This window comes from Streptomyces sp. NPDC001100 (assembly GCF_053598575.1).
On sequence record NZ_JBSFKO010000046.1, the window covers coordinates 35755 to 51457 of the forward strand.

10 protein-coding genes are annotated in these 15703 nt (G+C 69.5%); 6 read left to right on the forward strand and 4 right to left on the reverse strand.

All coding sequences use genetic code 11. From position 1 onward, the window contains the following. Window positions 1-92: 92 nt before the first annotated feature. Window positions 93-494, reverse strand: coding sequence for a hypothetical protein (locus ACWDEW_RS42315; protein WP_450520699.1), 402 nt, complete (start codon window positions 492-494; stop codon window positions 93-95). Window positions 495-633: 139 nt separating this feature from the next. Here ACWDEW_RS42315 and ACWDEW_RS42320 point away from each other — a divergent pair, with 139 nt between their 5' ends. The 5 genes from ACWDEW_RS42320 (at window position 634) to ACWDEW_RS42340 (ending at window position 5846) form a co-directional block, all read left to right on the forward strand. Further along, window positions 634-1134: a tetratricopeptide repeat protein gene (locus tag ACWDEW_RS42320; RefSeq protein WP_450520701.1), complete on the forward strand. Its 501-nt coding sequence runs from the start codon at window positions 634-636 to the stop codon at window positions 1132-1134. A 49-nt stretch (window positions 1135-1183) separates the two neighbouring features. Next, on the forward strand, window positions 1184-3103 hold the full coding sequence (locus ACWDEW_RS42325; protein ID WP_450520703.1) for a hypothetical protein: 1920 nt from the start codon (window positions 1184-1186) through the stop codon (window positions 3101-3103). 89 nt (window positions 3104-3192) lie between these two features. Next, window positions 3193-4062, forward strand: coding sequence for a metal-dependent hydrolase (locus ACWDEW_RS42330; RefSeq protein ID WP_450520705.1), 870 nt, complete (start codon window positions 3193-3195; stop codon window positions 4060-4062). Continuing rightward, the gene (locus tag ACWDEW_RS42335; RefSeq protein WP_450520707.1) at window positions 4062-5087 is read left to right on the forward strand and encodes a PDR/VanB family oxidoreductase; all 1026 of its coding nucleotides are present in this window, start codon (window positions 4062-4064) and stop codon (window positions 5085-5087) included. Before ACWDEW_RS42330 ends, ACWDEW_RS42335 begins: the two co-directional genes overlap by 1 nt. Before the next feature lie 69 nt (window positions 5088-5156). Further along, a complete protein-coding gene (locus ACWDEW_RS42340; RefSeq protein WP_450520708.1) occupies window positions 5157-5846 on the forward strand; it encodes a TetR/AcrR family transcriptional regulator in 690 nt (229 codons plus the stop codon). A gap of 28 nt (window positions 5847-5874) precedes the next feature. On the opposite strand, the gene ACWDEW_RS42345 is transcribed toward ACWDEW_RS42340, so the two are convergent. The 3 genes from ACWDEW_RS42345 to pulA all read right to left on the reverse strand — a co-directional run bounded on the left by ACWDEW_RS42345 (window position 5875) and on the right by pulA (window position 13366). Next, the gene (locus ACWDEW_RS42345; RefSeq protein WP_019067327.1) at window positions 5875-6231 is read right to left on the reverse strand and encodes a 5-carboxymethyl-2-hydroxymuconate Delta-isomerase; all 357 of its coding nucleotides are present in this window, start codon (window positions 6229-6231) and stop codon (window positions 5875-5877) included. Window positions 6232-6265: 34 nt separating this feature from the next. Next, complete coding sequence (locus ACWDEW_RS42350; protein WP_450520711.1) at window positions 6266-7885, reverse strand: SpoIIE family protein phosphatase; 1620 nt, start codon at window positions 7883-7885, stop codon at window positions 6266-6268. 75 nt (window positions 7886-7960) lie between these two features. Then, complete coding sequence (gene pulA / locus ACWDEW_RS42355; protein ID WP_450520713.1) at window positions 7961-13366, reverse strand: pullulanase-type alpha-1,6-glucosidase; 5406 nt, start codon at window positions 13364-13366, stop codon at window positions 7961-7963. 191 nt (window positions 13367-13557) lie between these two features. On the opposite strand from pulA, the gene ACWDEW_RS42360 reads away from it, so the two are divergent. Next, entirely contained in the window at window positions 13558-15630 is a 2073-nt protein-coding gene (locus ACWDEW_RS42360) for a carbohydrate-binding module family 20 domain-containing protein (RefSeq protein WP_450520715.1), read from the forward strand. The last annotated feature ends 73 nt before the right edge of the window (window positions 15631-15703 follow it).

The window sequence follows — 15703 nt, forward strand, 5'->3', positions numbered from 1 at the left end:
GACCCGGTAGTACGAAGCGGGCGGTGGGATTCTCCCACCGCCCGCTTTCGTGTGCCCCCAAGGGGACTTTCCCCAAAGGGAGTTCAGCTGGTTCAGCTGGTGTGCTTCGAGTGGTCGGTGCCGATCTCCTCGTCGCCGCCGAGCGTCAGCTGGAGCTTCTTGACGATCTTTTCGGTGCCGACGGCGACCCACTTGCGGCCGACGAGGTAGAAACCGCCGTAGTCCTTGGCGTCGTTGATCCACTCGCGCTGGCCGCGGTCGGTGGCGAAGGTCGCGAGGACGAACTTGCCGTAGCTCATCTTGCAGATGGCCTGGCGGATTTCGTCGGCGTCGGTCTGGATGTCGGGCGTGCACTTCACCTTGGCCGCCAGGCTCTCCAGGCTGCCGGTGGCCGCCGGAGGTATGGTCGCGGCCTTGGTGTCGGCGCCGCAGCCCACCAGCGCCAGCGCCGCCGTGGCGCCGGCCACCGCGAGCATCGGTCGGGTCAGCCTCATCTGTCGTTCCTCCGCTAGTCCGGTCAGCAGCATGCCGCAGACGGCCCCGACGAGGGGCCTTCTCCTTCGATACGGACACAACGGGCCCCGCACTCAAATCCCTGGGCCCCGGCTGGACGCGTGTGCGAAGGTGGCGCCCGTGAACAGAGACTGGGAAGACCGCGTGACCGCCGCCTGGGCGACCTTCGACGACTATCCGGAAGAGCGGGCCGCCGACTTCCGGGCCGTGATCGACGCGCTCGTCGCCGAACTCCCGGACGGCAGCCCGCTCGGCCCCTTCGAGCAGGCCTGCGCCTGGGACTCGACCGGGCACTCGGACCAGGCCGCTCCGCTGTACCGGGAGGCGCTGGCACGCGGGCTGGACGGGTACAAGGGCCGTCGCGCGAAGATCCAACTCTCCAGTTCGCTGCGGAACATCGGGCAGGCGGAGGAGGGCGTCAAGCTGCTCACGCCCGAACTCGACGGCCCCTCGGACGAGTTGGACGACGCGGTACGCGCGTGCCTCGCCCTGTGTCTGTCCAGCCTGGGCCGCGACCGCGAGGGCCTGTCCCTCGTGCTGGGCGCGCTGGCGCCCCATCTGCCGCGCTACCAGCGGTCGATGGCGAATTACGCGCGGGCGCTGGTGGAGCCGGAGGACTGAGTCACCCGGGTGGCGGTGACCAACTCACGATTCGCTCGTTTTGCTGAACGTGCAGTCACAGGATGTCGCCAAGCGCCCCGCAGCTTCACCCATCGCCCCGGTCGTCGATGTCGAACAGGCCGAGGCCGCGCTCGTCGAGCACTATCCACGGCTCGTCCGGCTCGCCTATCTGGTGCTCCCCCCGAGCCTCGGCCGCAACCGGCGCGTCCTGACCGCGCACGCCCTCACCCAGCGCGCCCTGCCCAGGGGCCGCGCGTCGGCGTCGGCGATCCCGGCCCAGTCGACAGGGCGGGACGGCGACCCGGGCTACGCGTTCGTCCGCCTCCGAGTGGTGCGTACGGCACTGGAGGCGGGCCTCCCGCTGTCGTTCCGGGCGTGGCCCAAGCGCTCCCAACTCCCGCCGCTGCTCCCCCAGGTGTGGGGCCTGCGGCTCTTCCCGCGTTCAGGCGGCGCCGACGAACTCGCCCTGGACCAGCGGCTGTCGGCCCTGTCGGGCGCGGCCCGCGCGGTGTACGCGCTGCGCGGCCTGGAGAAGCTGCCCGACGGCGACGTACGCCGCGTACTGGCTGCGGCCGGAGTAGACGAGGTGGACGAGGCGCTGCGCGAGGCCGACGAGGCGCCCGCGCAGTACGAGTTGCTGAACTCCCCCGAGTTCGACCCCTGTTCGCTGCACGCCCGGCCCACCGATCTGATGCGCCGCCGCCAGCACGGCAAGGCCGCGCTGGCCGCCGCCGCGGCCGTCGCCGTGTGCGGCGCGCTGCTCGTGCTGCCGGGCGGCGGCTGGGGCCCGGACGGCGCCGCCGCACCCGCGTATGCCGAGAACCCGGCGGCCGAAGCCGCCCTGAACCCCGGCAAGTTGACGAGGGTCGTGCCCACCGCCTGGGAGTCCGCCACCCGCAAGGACTTCTCCGTCTGGCCCGCCCGTGGCGACCTCACGAAGGACACCGCCCTGCTGCGCCGCGCCCTCGCCGTATGGGCCCGCCCCGGCGAGTCCGTCCAGGTCTCGGCGACCCCCGGCACCCCTTCCGGCGGCCCGGCAGGACCGCCCCAACTCCTGTACGCAGGAACGGTCGACAACGCCCGCGTGGTGATCCTCTACGACGGTCTGCGCATCGCCCGCTACGCCGAACCGAAGGACGGCACCAAGGGCGCCGCGCTGGACTTCGCGCGGGTCGACGGCGCCACCGGCACCGAGGCGAACGCGGTGGTCCTGGACCGGGCTGACGGCAACGTCCGTTATCTGACGGCCCCTTGGGTGAAGAAAGCGGCCGAGCGGGACCTGCTGAAGCCGAACGCCGGCACTCTGCCCATGACCCTCACCGACGGCATCACCTCGCCGCTGGCCAGCCCCGCCCAGCAGACCGGCGCGTGCACGTCGTGGAACGTGCTCCAGCTGACCGACGACACGGGCACCCGCCTGATGAGCGACCTCGGCGAACTGGTCCCCGCGCACCTCACCGCCGGCCGGCCCGGCTCGGCCCACGAGGTGTCCGGCGCGGAGACCCAGCGTGCCTGGGCCCCCTTCGCCTGCTCCCTCGGCGCGATGCGCTCGCTGGGCGTGCGGTCCGTGAACGCCTGGCAGTACGCCCAGCAGCCGCTGCCCGACGCGAGTGGCACGGCGGCCTGGGTGTGCACCCGGGCCGAGACCTGGCGAGGCGGCGGCGAGCGGGTGCTGGCGCAGTTCCACACGCCGGGCGGGACGTACGGCGCGGTCGCCGCGAAGGCGCAGGACGTGGCGGCGTGCGGGGCGCGTGACCCGCAGGTGCTGGCCGGGGTGCTGTGGAAGTCGGCGGCGGGCACCTGGTACCTGCTGGCCGCGGGCGGGAAGGACACGAAGTCGATCAGGGCGACGGGCGGGGTGACCGGCTCGGCGCAGGGCGGTCTGCTGGCCGTGAGGACGAAGCAGGGCGTCCAGGCCGAGCTGAACGGCACGCTGGACGACGGCACGACGGTCACGGGCCTCCGTTAGACGCTCACCGAAGGCTCTAGCTGACACTCGCGTCAACAAGTCCCCGCACAAGGGTTCCCCACGGACTTACCCGTCAGTACATTGACGCCATGTCCAACAAGCAGCCGCTCAAGGCCCGAAAGGTGTCCTTCTCCTGGGAGGGCACCCCGCTGCACTGGGTGCCCGGCGATCCGTTCACCACGCACACGATCAACGTGCTGCATCTGCTGCTGCCCGCCGGTGAGCGGTGGTTCGTGCACGTCTACAAGCAGGTGCTGCCCCTCATCCGGGACGAGCGGCTGCGCGAGGACGTGATCGGGTTCATCGGCCAGGAGGCGATGCACTCCCAGGCCCACGACGAAGTCCTCCCGCACCTGCGGGAGTTGGGCCTCGACCCGACGCCGTACACCGCGCAGGTCGACTGGTTCTTCGAGAAGCTGCTCGGCGACCGCACCCTGCCCCCGGGGCGGGCCCGCAGGTGGTGGCTGCTGGAGCGGGTCGCGATCATCGCGGCCATCGAGCACTACACGGCGTTCCTCGGCAACTGGGTGCTGAACGCCGAGGAGCTGGACCGGCGCGGCGCCGATCCGACGATGCTGGACCTGCTGCGCTGGCACGGCGCCGAGGAGGTCGAGCACCGGTCCGTCGCCTTCGACCTCTTCATGCACGTCGACGGCAACTACCGGCGGCGCGCCCGCACCTGGGCCACCGCGTTCGCCGCGCTGATGTTCCTGTGGCAGCGCGGAGCCCGCTTCTTCATGGCGAACGACCCGACCCTCGTCGACGCACACGCGAGCTTCAAGGACTTCTACGTCGGCGGCAGGCGTGGCACCCTGCCCGCCACCGGCGACATGCTCAGGTCCATACCCCGCTACCTGAGCCGCGCCTACCACCCCTCGCAGGAGGGCAGCACCGAGCAGGCCGTCGCCTATCTGGCCTCCTCGCCCGCGGCGCTGGCCGCCGAGAAGAGGGCCGAGTAGTGCCCAGGCCGCTCACGGTCGCGGTGCTGGCCGGTGCCGCGCTACTGACCCGGCGCGCGCTGCGGCGCCGGGTGCGGGTATCGCCGCTGTGGCCGCTGCCCGCGCTGGACCCGCCGATCTCCGGCCGGCCGCGCACCCGGGCACTGCGGCTGCGGGTCGCCGCGAAGGAGACGGTCGCCGAGGGCGTCGTACAACTGCGGCTGGAAGGAAGGGACTTGCCGGGCTGGGAGCCGGGGGCGCACATCGATCTGGTGCTGCCCTCGGGGCTGGTGCGGCAGTACTCGCTGTGCGGGGATCCGGCGGACACCTCCTCGTACACGGTCGCGACACGGCTGGTCGAGGACGGGCGGGGCGGGTCGCGCGAGGTGCACGAACAGGTGCGGGTGGGAGCGGAGTTGGAGGTGCGGGGGCCGCGCAACAGGTTCCCGCTCGTCGCGGCCCCGAAGTACGTCTTCGTGGCCGGCGGGATCGGGATCACGCCCGTCCTGCCGATGCTGCGGGCCCTGCCCGAGGGCGCCGACTGGCGGCTGCTGTACGCGGGCCGGACGCGGGAGTCGATGCCGTTCCTGGCGGAGATCGAGGAGCTCGGCCCGGACCGGGTGACCGTTGTGACCGGACTCCCCGATCTGGACGGGGAGTTGGCTGACGTTCCGGAGGGGACCGCCGTCTACTGCTGTGGGCCGGAGGGGCTCACGGCAGCCGTCGCGGAACGTTTCCCGGACGTGCGCGTGGAGCGCTTCACGCCCCGGGCCGCGTCGAAGGGCGAGGCGTTCGAGCTCGAACTCCGGCGCAGCGGAAGGACGTTGACGGTCCCCGCCGACTCCACCGTGCTCGCCGCCGTCCGTGCGGAGCTGCCGGACACCCTCTACTCCTGCGAGCAGGGATTCTGCGGAACCTGCCAACAGCGGGTGCTGGAAGGGGAAGTGGAGCATCGGGACGAGTTGCTGACGGACGCGGAGCGGGCCGACTCGATGCTGATCTGCGTGTCCAGGGCCCGAAGTGTGCGTCTGGTGTTGGATCTGTGATGGGGTGATGTGAACAACCCTGGTCGGTCCGGTTCGTTCGGGGTCGGATGAGATCGGTAAGGTGTTCGCATGAGTACCGGGGTTCGCCGCAGGATGGGAGTCGAGGAACGGCGGCAGCAGTTGATCGGCGTCGCTCTCGACCTGTTCAGCCATCGCTCGCCCGACGAGGTCTCCATCGACGAGATAGCCGCCGCCGCGGGCATCTCGCGACCGCTCGTCTACCACTACTTCCCCGGCAAACTCAGCCTGTACGAGGCCGCGTTGCAGCGCGCCTCGGACGATCTCGCCGGGCGGTTCGTGGTGCCTGAGGAGGGCTCGCTGGGGGGACGGCTGCTGCGGGCGATGGGCCGGTTCTTCGACTTCGTGGACGACCACGGGCCCGGTTTCGCGGCGCTGATGCGCGGTGGTCCGGCGGTCGGCTCGTCCACCACCAACGCGCTCGTGGACGGGGTGCGGCAGGCCGCGTACCTCCAGATCCTGTCCCATATGAAGGTCGAACAGCCGCCCGCCCGGCTGGAGTTGATGATCCGATCGTGGATCTCGCTGGTCGAGTCGACGGCACTGATCTGGCTGGACGGCCGGCGTATCCCGCGCGCCGATCTGGAACGCCAACTCGTGCACGACTTCGGGGCGTTGGCGGCGGTGAGCGCCGCCTACGACGACGAACTGGCCGCGCTGCTGCGCGAGTCCCTCAGGAACGAGCCGGGCGACGGGCCGTTCACCGACCTCGTCGTCCGGCTCGTCGCACTGGCGTCGTAGAACAGCGACCAGCGACCAAGGACAGGTTCTAGCGCTCGAACTTCCGGTACGACGCGTCGAGTTCGCGTACCTCGGCGGAGGCGTGCAGCACGGAGCCGTCCTCGTCGATGTACTCGCGGAGGAGTTCCAGGACCTTCTCGGTCAGCTTCGCCTTGGTCTCCTCGGTGCGGCCGGCGAGCAGGCCGAGGGTGACATGGACGACGGTGTGTCCCAGCTCGTCGAGACCCTCGTACCCGAAGGCCGTGTACTCGGCCGGGCGGAACTGGGTCTTGCACGCCTCCGGCTTGGCCGCGGCGATCTCGACCACCGCCTCGTGCAGCGCACGGGCGAAACCGTCCTGGTCGAAGGAGATCGTGTGGGAGTGGTCGACGGTGATCTGCGGCATGGGATTCCCCTGTTGTTCTCAGCCAATGACGGGCTCACCCTAGCCGCAGCGCCAGCATCGCGATGTCGTCCTCCCGGTCGACGCCGAAGCAGTCGAGGAGGGTGTCGCACAGGGCGTCGAGGCCGGGCAGGGCGCCGGAGGCGGCGGCGCGGAGATGTTCCATGGAGGCCGAGATGTCCGTGCCGCGGGTCTCGATCAGACCGTCGGTGATCATCAGGAGCCGGTCGGTGGGTTCGAGGAACAGCTCGGTGGGCGGCGGGTGGGACAGGCCCACGCCGAGCAGCGGGCCCGCCGCCTTGGCGTAGTCCGCGGTGCCGGCGTCCCGGACGATCAGCGGCGGGATGTGGCCCGAGTTGGAGATGAGGGCGCGCCCGGTGTCGGGGTCGACGAGGACCAGGCACATGGTGGCCGTGGTCTCGGGGTGGTAGTGCCGCAGCATCCGGTCCAGCCGCTCGGCGAGCACGCTCGGGTCGCTCTCGTCGACGCAGTAGGCGCGCAGCGCGTGCCGTATCTCCACCATGACGGTGGCCGCCTCCAGCGAGTGCCCGACGACGTCGCCGACGGCGAAGAGCACTCCCCCGCCGGCCCGCAGTACGGCGTAGAAGTCGCCGCCGATCTCGGCGTCCTGGGAGGCGGGCACGTACCGGACGGCGGCGTCGACGCCCGGGAGTTCGGGCAGCTGGTCCGGTTTGGGGAGGAAGCTGCGCTGGAGGGTGAGGGCGACATTCCGCTCGACCTGGTACATGAGGAGCGGCTCGGCGGCGAGCGCGGTGGCCTGGGCGAGCTGCGCCAGCAGCGCCTCGGCCTCGGGGCCCACCCGGCGCAGCCCGCGGGTGGGGGCGGCGAGACAGACCGGGGCGCGGCCCTCCTGGGTGAGGACCACCGCGAGCCGGGCGTCGTGTTCCACGCCGGGCCGGAAGAGCCCGGTGGGCCACAGCGGCGCGGGCACGGTGGTGATCTGCACTCCGGACTGCCCCTGGGAGAGCCGCCGCAGCAGCCGGGCCACGGCCCGGTCGGCGTCCGGGCCGGGCAGCGCGACCGAGGTGCGGTCCCGGGGCAGCCCGCGGTACAGCTCGTCGTCCCGGTCGAGGACGAACACGGCGGCGGGTGTGTTGGTGAGGCGTGCGGTGCCGTCGGCGGCGACCTCGACGAGCTCCTGGAGGGAGCGCGCCGCCTGGATGGTGACGATCATCTCCGACAGCAGGGTCAGCCGTTTGACGAGCGCCTGGTCGTCGGCCCGCAGCCGGGCGGCCCGGACCGCGGCCCGGACGGCCGCCTCGATCTCCTCGGGCTCGGCGGGCACCGTCAGATAGGCCTCGTCGCCCGCGTCGAGCGCCGCGCAGCGGTCACTCGGGGGGACGGCGAGGGCGGAGACATGCACGACCGGCAGGCCCGCCATGCGCGGCCGTTCCTTGAGCAGCCGGCAGAGGTCGAACCCGCTCATGTCCGGCAGATGCACGTCGATCAGCGCCACGTCGGGCAGGTTCCCCTTGCGCAGCCGCACATCGAGCTCGGCGAGCGCCTCGCCGCCGCTGCCGACCGCGAGGACCCGATGTCCGGCCCTGCTCAGCACACTCTCGACCGCGAACCGGCTCGCGGGCTCGTCGTCCACGAGCAGCACGGTCGCGTGCGTCAGCTTGCCATCGACGTCCATTTGTCAGCCCTGGCCCTTTGACACACCGGTGGGGCAGGCCGATGTCACAGCCCGCCCCACCACGATAATGCGCTTTCAGGATGTCCGGGTGAATACCGCCACAGTGCGTTCCGGAACCACGAAAGTGCCGGTGCCCTTGTCGTAAGAAGCGGACTTCACTACGGCGTCCGAGCCCGCGGCCTGCACCGGGTGCAGCCGGTAGCCCGTACCGGCCAGGGCGTCCACCCGCTGTTCCTGCCCGCTCGGCGTCGCGTTGAACACGACGACAAGATCACCGAGTTCCATGGTGATCACCCCGGGCGTCTCGTCCTTCCCGGACAGCGGGAACGACAGCTTCGCCTGCACCTGCCCGGCCGTGTCGAGCGAGAACACGCTCTCCGTCGTACGGATCTTCAACAGATCCCGGTACGCGGCCGAGGCCCCCTCGATCTGCCCGCAGCCGACCTTCACCGACGTCAACAGGCCTTTCGCGTACGGCCACTTGGACTCGTTGTCGGCCGCCATCGGCAGACCCCGCCCGAAGCCGTTGCCGTCCGCGCATTTCCAGTGGATCGCGTTGAACCAGTCGCCGCTGTCGAAGGAGTTGCGGTCCAGGGACTTGGAGCGCAGCAGATCGGTTCCGGCCTGGGAGAGGGACGGCCCCTGCGAGAGGGTGGCGGTGGCCATCGCGAGGACCTGCGCCCGGGCCCGGTCGGCGGCGCTCGTCCCGGCGGGCAGCTTGTACGTCAGCGCGTCGAACAGCGACTCGTTGTCGTGCGCGTCGACATAGGCGAGGGCGTCGCCGGGCGCGTCCGCGTATCCGGCGGCCGTGCCGTTGTAGTCGACCTCGGCGCCGGTGACATCCTTCCCGTCCGTGTCGGTGAAGCGGTACTTGGCGAGGTTGCCGCTCAGGCCGACCTTGATGAGGTCCTGGTAGTGCAGGAGGCGGCCCTTCTGCTCGGCCGAAGTGCCGTTCGCGGTGGAGGAGTTGGGGTCGGTGTAGAGCCCGGACGCGAAGCCCTGGACACCGGGGTCCGCGTCGAAGGGGCTGCCACCGCGCACCGCGTCACGGGCCCGGTCGGAGAAGGTCGCGATGCCCGTGCCGGCCATGTTCTTCTGCGTGGCCTGCACGAAACGGGCGTCGTCGGCGACCTCGCCGAAGTTCCAGCCCTCGCCGTACATGATGATCTTCTTGCCGTCGACGCCGTCCTTCGCGGGCGTCAGCGCGTCCAACGCCTTGCGTACGGCAAGGATGTTGGCCTTCGGCTGGTGCCCCATGAGGTCGAAGCGGAAGCCGTCGACCTTGTACTCCTTGGCCCAGGTGACCACGGAGTCGACAACGAGCTTGCCCATCATGGCGTTCTCGGTCGCCGTGTTGGCGCAGCAGGTGGAGGTGGCCACGCTGCCGTCGGCCAGCAGCCGCTGGTAGTAGCCGGGCACGATCTTGTCGAGCACCGAGTAGTCCGCCTGCCCGCCGGCCGCCGTGTGGTTGTAGACCACGTCCATGACGACCCGAAGCCCGTCCTCGTTCAGCGACTTGACCATCTCGCGGAACTCGACGGTACGGCCGGTGCCGTCCGGGTCGGTCGCGTACGAACCCTCCGGAACCGTGAAGTGGTAGGGGTCGTAACCCCAGTTGTAGGCGTCCTTCGCGGCGACGGCCGCCACGCACTCCTGCTGCTTCTCGGAGTCGGCGGCGTAGGAGGCGAGGTCGCAGTCGGTGGTGGACTGCTCGGACTTCTTCTCGGGGATCGTGGCGATGTCGAAGGCGGGCAGCAAGTGCACGTACGACGTCCCGGACTTGGCCAGCTCCCGCAGATGCTCGGAGCCGTCGCTGTTCTTGTCGGTGAAGGCGAGATACGTCCCCTGGTCCTTCGCGGGGACCGTCTTGTCCGCGACGGAGAAGTCCCGGATGTGCAGCTCCTGGATCTCGGCGTCCTTCAGCGCCACCGCCTTGGGCTTCTTCAGGGTCGACCAGCCACTGGGGGCAAGGGACTTGGCGCCGAGATCGACGACGAGGCTGCGCTCGGAGTCGGCGGTGAGGGCGACCGAGTAGGGGTCGGTGACCTGGTTGGTGACGACCTTCCGGACGGTCGGCGCCCACACCTTCACGACGTACCGGTACGGCTTGTTCGTCCAGGAGGCCGGACCGGTGACGGACCAGACGCCGGTGGTGGCGTCACGGCTCATTTTCTTCAGCGAGCCGTCGAGATCGAGGGACACGTTCTGTGCCGTGGGCGCCCAAACGGCCAGCGTGGGACGGCCCTTGCGGAAGGTCGGGCCGAGGGCGGCCTTGGTCGCGGCGGCGTACACGTCGTCGAGGACACCGGCGATCTGTACGCCGGTCGCGGCCAACACGGCTCCGTTGACGGCCCGTTGGGAGGCGACGAGCTGCCCGGTCAGGGCCTCCTTGACGCGGCCCCGGTCACGCGGGTCGACGGACCAGGCCGTGTAGTCCTTCAGATAGGGGAACTTGGCCTTCTGGGCATCGGTGAGCGTGGTCTTCGACAGCCGCAGCCACCGCTCGTCGTCGCTCGTCAGCGTGCCGTCCCGTACGGCGATCGAACCGTCGTGGGAGTACAGGAGCTGGGTGGAGGCGGCCGCGTCGGAGCCGTTCCAGGCGACCGTGTTCCGGTCGATCCAGACCGCCTTGGAGGTGGTCAGGTCGAGGGCCGCCGCGCTGCCCGCGGGCTGCGGCAGGAGGTATTTCTCCTGGCCGTTCAGCAGCCACACCTCGTAGCCGTTGGACTTGAGGTCGAGCGACTGGTCGGCGGAGAGGTCCTTCTCGTCGCCCTTGTGGATGATGTAACTGAGGCTGGTGGCACCGGAGTTGAGCGGTACCTCGAAGACAGTCCCGTAGGCGTCGGTCTTCACCGGCTGCAGCGGGCTCGACCAGTCGGTGGGGTTCGCGGCGCCCGTCCAGACGTGCAGGCCCCAGCCGGTGTAGTCGCCGTCCGCGCGGTGGTAGTGGATGACGGCCTTGGCGGTGTCCTGCGCCGGGTAGGACGGGCGTTCCGTCTGTACGGTGTCCTTGCCCTGCTCGATCCAGACCTCGCCGGTCTTGGTGACGTCGATCGAACGGTCGGCGGCGACGTCCTTGTTGCCGTCCTTGTCGATCACCAGGAAGCCGACGTTCGTCGCGCCGGGCTTCAACTTGACGTAGGCGAAGGCGCCGTAGGCATCCCGCCCGACGAACGGGTGACTGGCCGGCCAGGTCGTCGCCTCGCCGTCCGCGAGGTCGCCCCAGGCGTACAGGCCCCAGTTGTCGTAGTCGCCGTCGGTGCGCTTGTAGTGGACGATCGCGTAGTCGCGGGAGGAGGCGGTGGGGACTTCCTCGGCGGGCGGGGTGCCGGAGGTGGAGGCGGCTGTCGCGCTCGCCGCGTGTCCGGTGGAGTCGACCACAACTGCCTTGTACCGCAGGGCGGTTCCGGGCGCCACGTCCTTGCCGACGGTCTGGGTGACCTTGTACGGGGCGTGGTCGGCGGAACCGAGCGTCTGCCACCTGCCGTTGCCGGTCTGGGCGGCGAAGACGACCCGGTTGAGCTGGCCGCCGGTGACATCCGCGCTCAGCTCGACCGTGCCGGTGGCTCCGGCGTCCGGCGCCTTGAGGGTGATCGTCGGGTTGGCCGAAGGCCGGGCGAGGGAACCGGCCGCCTTGAGCACGATCGCGGAACCGGCCGGGACGGTGACCGTCACCTTGTTGTCGGCGCCGCTCGTCGCGGTGGCCGAAGTCCCGTAGATCCCCCGGTACTTCATGTCCGGCGAACCGGTCGCGAAGGTCACCGTCTGCGCGGTGTCGGCGTTGTTGAGGGCGACGACGTACTCGGCGCTGCCGCTGGTCCGGGTGAAGGCGTAGACCCCGGCGCCGTCGGCCGCGTACCGCTCGGTCTGCACTCCGTCGGTCAGTGCCGGGTTGTCCTTGCGCAGCTTGGAGAGAGCGGCGATCTGCTTGTACAGCGGGGCAGTTGAGTCATAGGCGTCACTCGCGGCCGTGCGGTCGGTGCCGATCTCGTCGTCGTCGAGATAGTCGGCGACCTTCGAGGCGAACATCGTCTGGCGGGCGTCCTTGTCGCCGCCGGAGCCGGTGAAGCCCTGTTCGTCGCCGTAGTAGACGACGGGGTTGCCGCGGCTGAGGAACATCAGCTCGTTGGCGAGTCTGTCCTTGGCGAGGAGTTGGGCGTCGGTGGCCTTCGGGTTGTCCTGGTCGAGGAAGTAGCCGATGCGGCCCATGTCGTGGTTGCCGAGGAAGGTGACCTGCTCGTAGGCGTTCGCCTTGTCGGTCGTGTACTTGTAGTCGTCGCCGAAGACACTCGCGAGCTTCTGCGCGCTGCCGCCCTGGGAGGCGTAGGCGCGGGCCGCGTCCTGGAAGGGGAAGTCGAGCGTGGCGTCGAGGCGGCCCTGGGTGACGTAGGGCGAAGTGACCGACGTGTCGGCGGAGTAGACCTCGCCGAACATGAAGAAGTTCTTCCGGCCTTGCGCGGCGGCGTACTTGTCGAGGGCCGTCGCCCACTGGGTCCAGAAGTCCATGTCGACGTGCTTGACGGTGTCGATACGGAAGCCGTCGACACCGAAGTCGCGGACCCACTTCTCGTAGATCTTCTCCATGCCGCTGACGACCTCGGGACGTTCGGTCCACAGGTCGTCGAGGCCGGAGAAGTCGCCGTAGGTGGCGTTCTCGCCGGCGTAGGTCGAGTCGCCGCGATTGTGGTACATCGTCGGGTCGTTGAGCCAGGCCGGGACCTTCACGTCCGCCTTGTCGGCCGGGACGGTCGGGGTCTTCGGGAAGGACGCGGTGGTGACGGCGGGGAAGGTCTTCTTGCCGTCCGCGTAGTCGGCGTCGTCGAAGGGCTGCCCGTCCTTGGTGAGGTAGGGGAAGGCGCCCTTGGAGAGGTAGTCGTAGGACTTGCCCTCGTAGTCGACGACGTCGGCGGTGTGGTTGGTGATGACGTCGAAGAAGACCTTCATGCCCTTGGCGTGCGCCTTGGAGATGAGGGTCGCGAGGTCCTTGTTGGTGCCGAAGTGCGGGTCGACCTTGGTGAAGTCCGTTATCCAGTAACCGTGGTAGCCGGCGGAGGCGTCGCTCCCCGTCCCCTGCACGGGCTGGTTCTTGAAGATCGGGGCCATCCAGATGGCGGTCGTGCCGAGGCCCTTGATGTAGTCGAGCCGATCGGTCAGACCCTTGAGGTCGCCGCCCTGGTAGAAGCCCTTGTCGGTGGGGTCGTAGCCGGTGCTGAGGCGTGAACCGGTCAGCCCTCCCTGGTCGTTGGAGGTGTCACCGTTGGCGAAGCGGTCCGGCATCACGAAGTAGAACTGCTCGCGGGTGTCGTCGTGCCGGGCGGGCGTGGCCGCCAGCTTCGCGTCGGACGGGGGTGCGGGCGGGGTCGCGGCGTGGGCGGCGAGGGGTTGGAGGAACGCGGCGAGGAGCGCGGCGACGACGATGCCCGTGGCCCTTCTCCGTCGCTCGGTGCGGCGCGTGCGGGACGCCGGCCATCTCGGTATCACAGGCGTGAACTCCTTGCGATTACGGCTCAGTTCGGGTCCGACCCCGGCGAGACGGTATCGCTGACGCAAGGGTTGCAGCAAGACATGTGAAAGTCACAGAAAGAACTTTCATCCGCAACCTTGACGTGCCCTTCTCAACTGGCCCACGCTCACCAGTTGTTGAACCCCGAACCCCCCTTTCGGAGCCGCTCATGAGCAGATACCGAACACCGGGAACCATCAGGCGCGCGGCCACTGCCGTGGCCGTCGGGGCCCTCGCCCTGGCGGGCGTGGTCGCGCTGCCCGCCGCCACCGCCCACGCGGACACCTCCGCCAAGGGCGACGTCATCGCCAACCTCTGGGAATGGAACTGGGACTCCATCGCCTCGGAGTGCACGAACGTACTGGGCCCGGCCGGCTACGGCGCGGTCCAGGTGGCGCCGCCCGCCGAGTCGCTGAAGCAGACGAACTACTACTGGTGGGACGTCTACCAGCCGTACTCGTACAACCTGAACAGCCGTTTCGGTACGGCGGCCCAGTTCGCGAGCATGGTGAGCGCGTGCCACACCGCGGGCGTCAAGGTCTACACGGACGCGGTGATCAACCACACCGCAGCGCAGACCGGCACCGGCTACAACGGCACCACGCTCACCAGCAAGTACGACACCCCGGACTGGGACCCCGGCGACTACCACACCTCCGCGGACTGCCCCACCTCCGACCTGACCATCCAGGACTACTCGAACCTCACCCAGGTCCAGAACTGCGAACTCCTGGGCCTGCCCGACCTGAAGACCGGCTCGGACTCGGTCCGCGCGGGCATCGCGAACTTCCTCAACAAGCAACTCGCCCTCGGTGTCGACGGGTTCAGGGTCGACGCGGCCAAGCACATCCCCGAGGCCGACCTGGCGGCGATCGAGGGCAAGCTGACGAACACGACGGCGGGCTCCGCGCCGTACGTCTTCCAGGAGATCTATCCGGGCTCGACCCCGCAGCCCAGCGACTACTACGCCTCCGGTGACGTCCTGGACTTCACGTACGCGAGCAAGATGAAATCGGCGTTCCAGGGCAACGTGAGCGACCTGTCCTCCCTGGGGAGCAGCGGCATCCTCCCGGCCGCCAACTCGGTGTCCTTCGTGACCAATCACGACACCGAGCGCAACGGCCTCCACATGAGCTACAAGGACGGCGACACCTACAAGCTCGCCAACCTCTTCCAGCTCGCCTACAAGTGGTCCACCCCGACGGTGTACGCCAGTTGGGAGTGGACGCAGAGCGACCAGGCACCGCCGAACTCGTCCGGCTTCGTGACCAACACGGACTGCTCCGGCGGCAGTTGGTACTGCCTCGACCGGGACACCGGAGTCGTCGGCATGGTCGCCTGGCACAACGCCGTCGACACGGCCGCCGTCTCCGACTGGCAGACCAAGTCGTCGAGCGTGATCGGCTTCGGCCGCAGCGGCGCGGGCTTCTTCGCGCTCAACAACGGTTCCTCGGCGGCGACTTACGCCTTCACCACGGGCATGGCCGACGGCACGTACAAGAACGTCGTCGACGGCGGCGCGTCCACCGTCACCGTCTCGGGCGGCAGCGCGTCCCTCACCATCCCCGCGAAGAGCGCGATCGCCTTCTACAACTCCTCCTACACCTGCACGGTCGGCTGCGACGACACCGGCGGCGGTTCGTCCGGCCCCACGGTGACCGCCACCTTCAACGAGTACGCGGCCACGACGTCCGGCACGAACGTCTACGTCGTCGGCTCCATCGACGCGCTGGGCGGCTGGGACACGTCGAAGGCGGTCGCGCTGTCGTCGTCGGGCTACCCGGTCTGGTCCGGGGCGGTGAGCGTGCCGACCAACACGTCCTTCGCCTTCAAGTACATCAAGAAGGACTCGTCCGGAAACGTCACCTGGGAGTCGAACGTCAACAGGGCCGCCACGACGACCACTTCGGCGGTCTCGCTCAACAACTCCTGGAACGTGGCCGACGCCGACGCCACCGACGTCACCTTCAACGAGACGGCGACCACCACCCTCGGCACGAACGTCTACGTCGTCGGCTCGATCGCCTCGCTCGGCTCCTGGAACACGAGCGACGCGATCCCGCTGTCCTCGGCGTCGTACCCGACGTGGAGCAAGCTCGTCATCGTCCCCAAGAGCACGACCTTCGCGTACAAGTACATCAAGAAGGACAGCTCAGGGACCGTGACCTGGGAGTCCGGCACGAACCGCTCGTACACGACGGGCACCTCGTCCGGCTACACGGCGAGCGACACCTGGAAGTAGCCCTTCTCGAACTCCCGCTCATTTCTCCGAACAAATCCGCGGTGGCGCGCATCGGACTCAGTGCACGACACCA

Coding starts and splice junctions, on each gene's coding strand:
- ACWDEW_RS42330 (WP_450520705.1), top strand. CDS start 3,193: ATGTCCAACAAGCAGCCGCTCAAGGCCCGAAAGGTGTCCTTCTCCTGG.
- ACWDEW_RS42350 (WP_450520711.1), bottom strand. CDS start 7,885: ATGGACGTCGATGGCAAGCTGACGCACGCGACCGTGCTGCTCGTGGAC.
- ACWDEW_RS42345 (WP_019067327.1), bottom strand. CDS start 6,231: ATGCCGCAGATCACCGTCGACCACTCCCACACGATCTCCTTCGACCAG.
- ACWDEW_RS42340 (WP_450520708.1), top strand. CDS start 5,157: ATGAGTACCGGGGTTCGCCGCAGGATGGGAGTCGAGGAACGGCGGCAG.
- ACWDEW_RS42360 (WP_450520715.1), top strand. CDS start 13,558: ATGAGCAGATACCGAACACCGGGAACCATCAGGCGCGCGGCCACTGCC.
- ACWDEW_RS42315 (WP_450520699.1), bottom strand. CDS start 494: ATGAGGCTGACCCGACCGATGCTCGCGGTGGCCGGCGCCACGGCGGCG.